This is a genomic window from Lysobacter sp. DMC104 (assembly GCF_056313665.1).
In genome coordinates, this window is sequence record NZ_JBQUZW010000013.1 from 125,473 (window position 1) to 135,154 (window position 9,682).

At 67.9% G+C, this 9,682-nt stretch carries 6 protein-coding genes; all 6 read left to right on the forward strand.

The genetic code is table 11. From position 1 onward, the window contains the following. The first annotated feature begins 187 nt into the window (after positions 1–187). Entirely contained in the window at positions 188–3,361 is a 3,174-nt protein-coding gene (locus tag ACT53R_RS16435) for an efflux RND transporter permease subunit (RefSeq protein ID WP_476172987.1), read from the forward strand. 39 nt (positions 3,362–3,400) lie between these two features. After that, the gene (locus ACT53R_RS16440) at positions 3,401–4,132 is read left to right on the forward strand and encodes an SDR family oxidoreductase (protein WP_476172988.1); all 732 of its coding nucleotides are present in this window, start codon (positions 3,401–3,403) and stop codon (positions 4,130–4,132) included. A gap of 66 nt (positions 4,133–4,198) precedes the next feature. Next, on the forward strand, positions 4,199–5,713 hold the full coding sequence (locus ACT53R_RS16445; protein ID WP_476172989.1) for an efflux transporter outer membrane subunit: 1,515 nt from the start codon (positions 4,199–4,201) through the stop codon (positions 5,711–5,713). Between the two features lie 307 nt (positions 5,714–6,020). Continuing rightward, positions 6,021–6,689, forward strand: coding sequence for a hypothetical protein (locus ACT53R_RS16450; protein WP_476172990.1), 669 nt, complete (start codon positions 6,021–6,023; stop codon positions 6,687–6,689). Beyond that, positions 6,686–7,363 (forward strand): hypothetical protein, encoded by a 678-nt coding sequence (locus ACT53R_RS16455; protein WP_476172991.1) that lies wholly within the window; start codon positions 6,686–6,688, stop codon positions 7,361–7,363. Before ACT53R_RS16450 ends, ACT53R_RS16455 begins: the two co-directional genes overlap by 4 nt. Positions 7,364–7,442: 79 nt before the next feature. Beyond that, on the forward strand, positions 7,443–9,278 hold the full coding sequence (locus ACT53R_RS16460; protein WP_476172997.1) for an XVIPCD domain-containing protein: 1,836 nt from the start codon (positions 7,443–7,445) through the stop codon (positions 9,276–9,278). Positions 9,279–9,682 lie beyond the last annotated feature (404 nt).

Here is a 9,682-nt window from a genome sequence, read left to right on the forward strand (position 1 = left end):
CGCTCCCCCGCGTCCGGCGCCCGCCGTCCTCCGTCACCGCATCCGCCGGATGTCCCCCCGGTGTCGGAGGCGGCGGTCCCCGCCGTCACGTCGATCCCGCGTCACCGATCCCATCGCACTTCGCGCCGTCCCGCGCGGATGGCCAACGCTGCGCCTCGCCGCAGCTTCGCAGTCACCAGGAACGCCCATGGATTTCTCCCGATTCTTCATCGACCGACCGATCTTCGCCGCGGTGCTGTCGATCGTGATCTTCGCCGCCGGCCTGATCGCGATCCCGCTGCTGCCGATCGGTGAATACCCCGAAGTGGTGCCGCCCTCGGTGGTGGTGCGCACGGTGTACCCCGGCGCCAACCCCAAGGTGATCGCCGAGACCGTCGCCACGCCGCTGGAGGAAGCGATCAACGGCGTCGAGGACATGATGTACGTCAAGTCCGTCGCCGGCTCCGACGGCGTGCTGCAGCTCACCGTCACCTTCAAGCCCGGCACCGACGCCGACGATGCCGCCGTGCGCGTGCAGAACCGCGTCAGCCAGGCGCTGGCGCGCCTGCCCGAGGACGTGCGCCGGCAGGGCGTGACCACGCAGAAGCAGTCGCCGGTGTTCCTGATGGTGGTGCACCTCGTCTCGAAGGACGGCAAGTACGACTCGCTGTACCTGCGCAACTACATGCGCCTGCACGTGAAGGACGAACTGGCGCGCATCCCCGGCGTGGGCGACGCGCAGGCGTTCGGCGGCGGCGACTACGCCATGCGCCTGTGGCTGGACCCGGACAAGATCGCTGCGCGCGGCCTGACGGCCGGCGACGTGCTGCGCGCCGTGCGCGAGCAGAACGTGCAGGTGTCTGCCGGTCAGCTCGGCGCCGAGCCCATGCCCAACGGCAGCGACTTCCTGCTGCCGATCAACGCCAAGGGCCGGCTGGAGAACGAGGACGAGTTCGGCGCGATCGTGCTCAAGAGCGGCGCGGACGGTGAGATCGTCCGCCTGCGCGACGTCGCCCGCATCGAACTCGCCGCCGGCGACTACACGCTGCGCGCGCGCCTCGACGGCAACAACGCCGCCGCGGTCGGCATCTTCCAGGCGCCCGGCGCCAACGCGCTGGACATCCGCGACGCGGTGATCGCGAAGATGGCCGAGATCCGCAAGACGCTGCCGCCGGGCGTCGAGATCACCTCGATCTACGACACGACAGTATTCGTGCGTGACTCGATCCATTCGGTCATCAGCACGCTGCTGGAAGCCACGCTGCTGGTGGTGCTGGTGGTGATCCTGTTCCTCCAGACCTGGCGCGCATCGGTCATCCCGTTGCTGGCGGTGCCGGTGTCGGTGGTCGGCACGTTCGCGGTGCTGCACCTGCTGGGCTATTCGATCAATACGCTGACCCTGTTCGGGCTGGTGCTGGCGATCGGCATCGTGGTCGACGACGCGATCGTGGTCGTCGAGAACGTCGAGCGCCACATCGAGCACGGCGCCAGTCCGCTGGAAGCCGCGCACCTCGCGATGCGCGAAGTGTCCGGCCCGATCATCGCGATCGCGCTGGTGCTGTGCGCGGTGTTCGTGCCGATGGCGTTCCTCACCGGCGTCACCGGCCAGTTCTACAAGCAGTTCGCGGTGACCATCGCGATCTCGACCGTGATCTCCGCGGTCAATTCGCTGACGTTGTCGCCGGCGCTGGCCGCCAAGCTGCTGCGTCCGCACGACGCGCCGAAGGATCGCCCGTCGCGCCTGATCGACCGCCTGTTCGGCTGGCTGTTCCGTCCGTTCAACCGCTTCTTCAAACGCAATTCCGAACGCTACGAAGGCGCGGTGTCGCGCACGCTGGGCCGCCGCGGCATGGTGTTCATGGTGTACGCCGTGCTGCTGGTCGGTGCCGGCCTGATGTTCAAGGCGGTGCCGGCGGGCTTCATCCCGGTGCAGGACAAGCTGTACCTCATCGCCGGCGTGAAGATGCCCGAGGGCGCGTCGATCGAGCGCACCGACGCGGCGCTGAAGCAGATGGCCGCGATCGCGAAGCAGGTCGACGGCATCGAGAGCGAGGTCGCGTTCCCGGGCCTCAATCCGCTGCAGTTCACCAACACCCCCAACAGCGGCGTCGCGTTCTTCACGCTGAAGCCGTTCGGCGAACGCAAGCGCAGCGCGGCGGAGATCACCGCCGAACTCAACCAGCGCTTCGGCGCGATCCGCGACGGCTTCACCTTCGCGTTCATGCCGCCGCCGATCCAGGGCCTGGGCAACGGCTCCGGCTGGTCTCTGTTCGTCGAGGACCGCAACCGCCTCGGCTACGGCGAATTGCAGACCGCGGTGCAGGCGTTCCAGGGCGCGGCCTCGCAGACGCCGGGGCTGGGCTTCCCGATCACCAGCTACCAGGCCAACGTGCCGCAGCTCGATGCCGAGGTCGATCGCGTGAAGGCCAAGGCGCAGGGCGTGCCGCTGACCGAACTGTTCGACACCTTGCAGACCTACCTCGGCTCTGCCTACGTCAACGACTTCAACATGTTCGGCCGCACCTGGCAGGTCATCGCGCAGGCCGACGCGCCGTTCCGCGACGACGTCGAGGACATCGCCAACCTGCGCACCCGCAACAACGCCGGCGAGATGGTGCCGATCGGCTCGATGGTCACCATCAAGCAGACCTACGGCCCCGACCCGGTGATCCGCTTCAACGGCCATCCCGCCGCCGACCTGCTCGGCGAAGCCGACCCGCGCGTGCTGTCCTCGGGCGAGGCGATGGCCAAGGTCACCGAACTCGCGCAGAAGACGTTGCCGCCGGGCATGGCGATCGAATGGACCGACCTGAGCTACCAGCAGGCCACGCAGGGCAAGGCCGCGCTGGTGGTGTTCCCGCTGGCAGTGCTGCTGGCGTTCCTCGTGCTGGCCGCGCTGTACGAAAGCTGGACGCTGCCGTTGGCGGTGATCCTGATCGTGCCGATGACGTTGCTGTCGGCGCTGCTGGGCGTGTGGCTGACCAACGGCGACAACAACGTGTTCGTGCAGGTGGGCCTGGTGGTGCTGATGGGACTGGCGTGCAAGAACGCGATCCTGATCGTCGAGTTCGCGCGCGAACTGGAGTTGCAGGGCAAGGGCATCGTCGAGTCCGCGCTGGAAGCCTGCCGCCTGCGCCTGCGCCCGATCGTGATGACGTCGGTCGCGTTCATCGCCGGCACCGTGCCGCTGGTGTTCTCGCACGGCGCGGGCGCGGAGATCCGCACCGTCACCGGCATCACCGTGTTCGCCGGCATGCTCGGCGTCACCCTGTTCGGCCTGTTCCTCACGCCCGTGTTCTACGTGGCGCTGCGCAAGCTCGCGCATCGCCCGCTGGTCTCGCATGCGCCCGTCGCGGACGCCTCGCACGCCCCGCATGCCTGATCGCTTCCCTCCTCATTCCCCCGCTTCCGGAGTTTCCCCATGACCACTGACACCCGCATCGCCCTCGTCACCGGCGCCACCCGCGGCATCGGCCGCGAAACCGTCCGCCAGCTCGCCACCGCGGGCGTGCACGTGCTGCTTGCCGGCCGCGATCGCGACAAGGCCGTGCAGGCCGCGCTGGCCTTGCAGGCCGAAGGCCTGCCGGTCGAGGCGCTCGCACTCGACGTCACCGACGACGCCAGCATCGCCACCGCCGTCGAAGAGGTCGCGCAGCGCCACGGCCGCCTCGACATCCTCGTCAACAACGCCGGCGTGTTCATCGACGACATGAGCAAGGCGCCGTCGGAGCAGACGCTGTCGACGTGGCGCACCACGTTCGACACCAACCTGTTCGCCGTGGTCGCGACCACGCAGGCCTTCCTGCCGCTGCTGCGCCGCTCCGACGCCGCGCGCATCGTGAACGTGTCGAGCATCCTCGGTTCGCTCGCCGAGCACACCGACCCGGCGTCGTGGATCTTCGACTACAAGCTGCCGGCCTACGACGCATCGAAGACCGCGCTCAACGCCTGGACCGTGCACCTCGCGCACGAACTGCGCGACACCGCGATCAAGGTCAACGCGATCCATCCCGGCTCGGTGAAGACCGACATGAACGCCAACGGCGACCTCGACATCGTCACCGGCGCGAAGAGCAGCGTCACGATGGCATTGATCGGCGCCGACGGCCCCACCGGCAGCTACACCCATCTGGGCGAAACGCTGCGCTGGTGATGCCGTACCGATGATTGCGACGCGGTTCTCCGCGTCGCTTCGTCCCCGATTTCCGGAGAATTTCCCATGTTCCATCCGTCGCGCGCGGCCGCTGCCGCGCTGTCGAAAATCACACTGTCGAAAGCCGCGCCGTCAAAAGGCACGCTGCTGAAGGTCGCCGCGCTCGCGCTCGCACTCGGTGGTTGTGCCGTCGGCCCCGACCACGTGCGGCCGACGATGACGATGCCCGAACGCTTCGCGCAGGGCACCGCATCCGACATCGGCACTGACGCGCCGCTGCCCGCCGCCGACACCGCGTTCTGGCACGGCTTCGGCGACGCGCAGCTCGACACGCTGGTCGCGGACGCGCTGACCGCCAACCACGACCTGCGCATCGCGCTCAGCCGCTACGATCACGCCAACGCGCTGCTGCGCGGCGCGAAGTTCGACCGTATCCCCACGCTGACCGCGCAGGCCGACGGCAGCGACGCGCGCAGCAGCGCCGACCAGGCGCCGGGCGTCTCACGCGCCGATCGTGATACCGAGTCGTACAGCGTCGGCGCGTCCGCCGCGTGGGAACTCGACCTGTTCGGACGCATCCGCCGCAACGTGGAAGCCGGCCGCGCCGACGTGGCCGCCAGCGCCGCCGACCTCGCCGCCGCGCAGGTGCTGATCGCCGGCGACGTGGCGCGCACGTACTTCGAACTGCGCGGTTTGCAGACGCGGCTGCACGTGGCGCGCGAGAACGCCGACACGCAGGCCGAGACGCTGAAGCTCGTGCAGGCGCGCCACGACGCCGGCCGCGACAGCCCGTTCGACCTTGCACGCGCTCGCGCGCAGCAGGCGTCGACGTCCGCGCGCATCCCCGCGCTGGAAGCGCAGGCCGCGCTGGCGATGCATCGCCTCGCGGTGCTCACCGGCCGCCCGCCGGAAGCGCTGCTCGCCGAACTCTCGCCCGAGAAACCGCTGCCCGCGCTGCCGTCGCGCATCGAGGCCGGCACGCCGGGCGACCTGCTGCGCCGCCGTCCCGACATCGCCGCCGCCGAAGCGCGCCTGCATGCCTCGACCGCGCGCATCGGCGTGGCGACGGCCGACCTGTTCCCGAAGTTCACGCTGCGCGGCCTGATCGGCTCGCAGGCGATCGACACGAACGACTTGTTCACGCGCGACAGCGAAACCCGCCTCGTCGCGCTGGGCGTGGACTGGTCGTTCCTCGACATCGGCCGCGTGCGTGCGCGCATCGCCGCCGCCGATGCCGACGCCGCCGGCGCGCTCGCCACCTACGAACGCACCGTGCTGCTCGCGCTGGAAGACACCGAGAACGCCCTCGTGCGCCACGCACGAGCCCGCGAGGAAGACGCACTGCTCGCGCACGCCGCCGAAGACAGCGCGCAGGCCGCACGCCTCGCGCGCGTGCGCTTCGACGCCGGTGCGATCGGCCTGCTCGATGTGCTCGACGCCGAACGCACGCGATTGCAGGCCGAAGACGCCTTCGCCGACGCCCGCACCCGCACCGCCACCAGCGCCGTCGCCCTGTACGAAGCCCTCGCCGGCGGCTGGCCGGAAACGCTGCCGGTCGAGCGGCCGGTCGCGGCGAAGTAGGGCGCATGCGAGGTGCGGCGGAAGTCGCGCCTCGCGTGATGTTGTTTCATTGGGCACCGGTGTACCGGGCGCGCCCTCTCCGACCCCACACCGTCATCCCGGCGAACGCCGGGACCCAGCTTTCAGCGCTCTATCGTCATTCGGAGGCTTCGCACGCTGCCACGACCGGCTGGGGAACAACATTCTCCCGGTCATGTCTCTTTGCACGGATCTACCGATTGGATCGGCCCGACGGCCTGCGCTAGGCTTCCCGTCGCGGGATCATCCCGCGACGCGATTCGCCAGCAGCCCCAACGGACCGGATGCCATGCCCCGATCATCGAATGCGTATCGCGCTCCCTTCGCTTTCCTCGTGAGCGCCGCACTGGCTCTGGCCGCGTGCGCCCATCCGCGACCGGTCAAGGAGACTGATTCGATGACATCCGATTCCACGCCGGCCGCGACGGCCGGACAGGGCGCTGCCGGCACAGAGGGCCGGGCAGCGTCGGCCGAGGAACTGCTGACGGGCGTGCTCGAACTCATCCGTACATCGCAGCGCCTCGATGACATCTCGCCCGCGCGGCTCAAGTCCGTTCTCGGGATCGAGGTCGAACATGCCCGCGACGGCTCGGGCCGCTACGGTGCCGGCGGTGCCCTCGCAACAGGTTGGACGTTCGGGGTCGAAGTGATCCCGCCCGGCACGCAGGGCCTGACGCCGCGCTTCAGTCTCGACATCCAGCCCGCCGTCGCCGGCACCACGCCCGACATGGGCGCCGTCTGCCAGCCCGACTTCGAGCAGTTCGCCGCCGGGTTGCAGGCGACGGGTCTCCAGCGCACGCCCTACCGGGCCGAACACGGCCGATACCTCTACGACCAATACGCGAAGGAACTTCTGTCGATTGAGGTCACCGCGGGCGCGCAACTCGATCCCGCGACCATGGCGATCGTGCGCACCTGCGTGCAGTCGATCCGGATCGGGGAGGGCGGTGCTGCATGAGTGCGTTGACCGGCTTCTCGATGCTCTCTCCGCGATTGAAAGATCGACGTCGACGCATGCTCGTTTCCTTTATCCCCATGCTGCTTGCGCTGAGCGTGTCGGCCTGCGCGACCAATCCGCCGGCCCGGACTCAGGAGCCCACGATCATGACCACTGCAAAAAACTCTTCCGCTGATGAAAGTCCGGCTCTGACCGCCGAGGACGTCGGTCGACGCTTCCTGAAATTGATCGGAAGCGTCAAGTCGCGCGACGCTCTCACGCGCGAGCATGTCCAGGCAGCGATGGGGCTGACACTCAGGGACAGCCCGAACGGGCCATTCCACACCCAGCGGCTGGAAGACGGCTGGCTGTACGTGGTCTCGCTCGGGCACGAAACGCCCCCGGGGACGTCTATCTCGCTCAGTCTCGAATTCATCCACGAAGGCGACCGGTTCGCCGACATGTCGGCGATCTGCGCCCCGGATTTCGAGACCTATCACGATGCCTTGAAGGCGAGTGGGTATCGCGATGTGTTCCAGTACGACCAGATCAACGGCGAGGTTGGCAGGCTGGTCGGCGTCAGCTACGTCGGTGACGGAATGAATGTCGAGATCCTGCCCGAGGTCCGTCGTTTTCCCGACGGCAAGGCCTATCCCGCTTGCGTCCGGCGAATCACGTTGGTGACCACGCGCTGAGGAAGGCAAGGGCATGGCACATCCGCAGCCGAACGCGCAGCTCGAAGCGGCGCTTGTCCAATTCGGTCAGCAACCCAGCGTGACAGGTGATCAGGCGGCGCAACTGCGCTCTGCAATCACGTCCGATGCGCGCCTGCTGGGGCAGCTCAATCAAGCAGCGCAAGCCGGACAGCTCCAAGGGTTTTCGCTTGCGACGGCCGGCAACACCAGCCCCAATCTGGTGGGGCATTACGACCTGCAAAGCGGCGTGGTCTCGCTGCCCGCCTCGTCTTTCCAGTCGACTGGAACGGCTGCGGGCGCGGACCTGAAAGCCGTCATGCAGGTTCAGGAGATGACGATCCGGTTCGGCCACAGCACCTATCTCGATCCGCCGCAGGCCGGTGTGGCCACGCAGGCGAGCCACCCCGTCACCCGGGACATGCTCGACAACCTCCAATCGACGCTCAACGGTTCGCCGGTGTTGGCCGATGAAGTGAAGCGCGCGGCCACGACGCGCGATCCGGGTACCCATCCGGGCAGGATGCTGCTGGAGAATTTCGGATTCGTCCGACCGGATGTCCATGCGGGCGGTACCTACGACGGGTATGCCCAGACCATGAATCTGCCTGCGCTCGGGCTGCAGACCAACACACCGGCCAATCCGCAGGGCAGGTTCAATCCCGACGATCTCACTTTCGTGATCGGGCATGAAATCCAGCATGGATTCGACCATCCCGGAAAATCGCAGGCGACTGCGCTGTTTGGCCAGCAGGTCGGCCAGATCGCGCAGAGTGCAGCGGTCGTCCATGACTACACCGTCCCGGTCAGGGACTACATCCAGGCCGGTCGGGATGACGAGGCAAAAGCCGAGATCTCGGGTTGGAACGCCCTGTTGAGTCGGCACCAGCAGACATCGCCGAACTTTTCGCTGGACGACATGCGGCAGCGCACGCTCGCATCCGGCCGGACGGCCGATTTCGTGGAGCTGGATCCTGCGACCAACACGACCGTCGCGAAGCAGGGGCTGGTCTTCAATCCGGACAACACGCTGGCGCAGTCGCCCGCCAACATTGCCGCCATGGGCCAGCATTATTTCAACCGCCCGGACGTGGCCAGCGCTCAGCCGGGGCAGCGCCCCGTCGGTCTGGGCGAGAGCGGCAAGTCGGATTACACCAACTACTACGGTGCCGGTGCGATCGAGACCATCGTCCAGGCCGAGCGCCAGCATGCGCAGCACCACCCCGGCGTGACCCACCGGTTGACGATCGACATGGCGGCCATTGGGTTGAAGGAAGACCTGATGGAGCAGGAAGGCATCAACATCCAGATCAGCAGGGCAACGCCGCAGCCCTACTACGACAGCAGCCAGTCCCCACCGGCGCAACATCACTTCGACCATACGCAGGACGGCAGCGTCAATCCGCAGCACGATCATCGCTACGTGCCTGTCGTTCCCGGGGGCAGTTCTTCGCCCGGCAATGCCATCCGCAACGGGGCGGAAGCCGCTTCCGAGCCGACGCCCGAAGTGCGCGCCTCGCCGCTCGATGCCTTGAGTCCCGGCGACCAGCAACTGCACCAGCGCATGGTGCAGGCGGCGCGTGCGAACGGTTACGACGACGAGCGGGCGGGGAACATCGCCGCGCAGGGGCTGCTGGCGTTCAAGCAGGACAGGCTGGTGCGACAGGCGGACGACGTCGGCATCTACGGCGGCAACCTGATGACGTCCTACTTTCCTTTCGGCCGGGACCGGGAACCGAACCACCACACGCCGCCGCTGGATGTCGCCGCGGCGGCGCAGATGCCCGCGCAGCAGACCTTGCAGCAGGCGGTGGAGGTGGATCGCCAGCAGCAGGCGCAGCAGCAGACGTTGGCACAGCCGCAGGTGCCGCAGACAAACGGCCCCGCAGGGCCGTCCATGGGCGCGCGGGCCCTGTAGCGCCAAAGCCCGCATTTCCGCTGGACACCCGCACCGCCACCAGCGCCGTCGCCCTGTACGAAGCCCTCGCCGGCGGCTGGCCGGAAACGCTGCCGGTCGAACGTCCGGTCGCGTCGAAGTAGGGGGCACGCGAGGCGCGGCGTGATGCCGCGCCTTGCGTGTCGTCATGATCGAAATGCGTGCGATGCAGCGGTGTCGCGACGGCGATGCGTCGCATCGCGCGTGACAACGGTGACGAGAAGTTCCGCTCGAATCGCGTCGCCATTCATCTTCGCCACAGCGTGCATCGTCTTCAATGCGCCCGCGCCAAGCCGGCGCATTTTGTTTGGTAATTCCTAAGCAAACCGGACCAAATCTGAGAGGATTTGGTCATGAAACGATGCCCTTCCTGTGAGGGAAGCCGG

What these genes read in the sequence shown, in the direction of transcription:
- ACT53R_RS16445 (WP_476172989.1), top strand. Translation starts at nt 4,199, where the DNA reads ATGTTCCATCCGTCGCGCGCGGCCGCTGCCGCGCTGTCGAAAATCACA.
- ACT53R_RS16455 (WP_476172991.1), top strand. Translation starts at nt 6,686, where the DNA reads ATGAGTGCGTTGACCGGCTTCTCGATGCTCTCTCCGCGATTGAAAGAT.
- ACT53R_RS16435 (WP_476172987.1), top strand. Translation starts at nt 188, where the DNA reads ATGGATTTCTCCCGATTCTTCATCGACCGACCGATCTTCGCCGCGGTG.
- ACT53R_RS16440 (WP_476172988.1), top strand. Translation starts at nt 3,401, where the DNA reads ATGACCACTGACACCCGCATCGCCCTCGTCACCGGCGCCACCCGCGGC.
- ACT53R_RS16450 (WP_476172990.1), top strand. Translation starts at nt 6,021, where the DNA reads ATGCCCCGATCATCGAATGCGTATCGCGCTCCCTTCGCTTTCCTCGTG.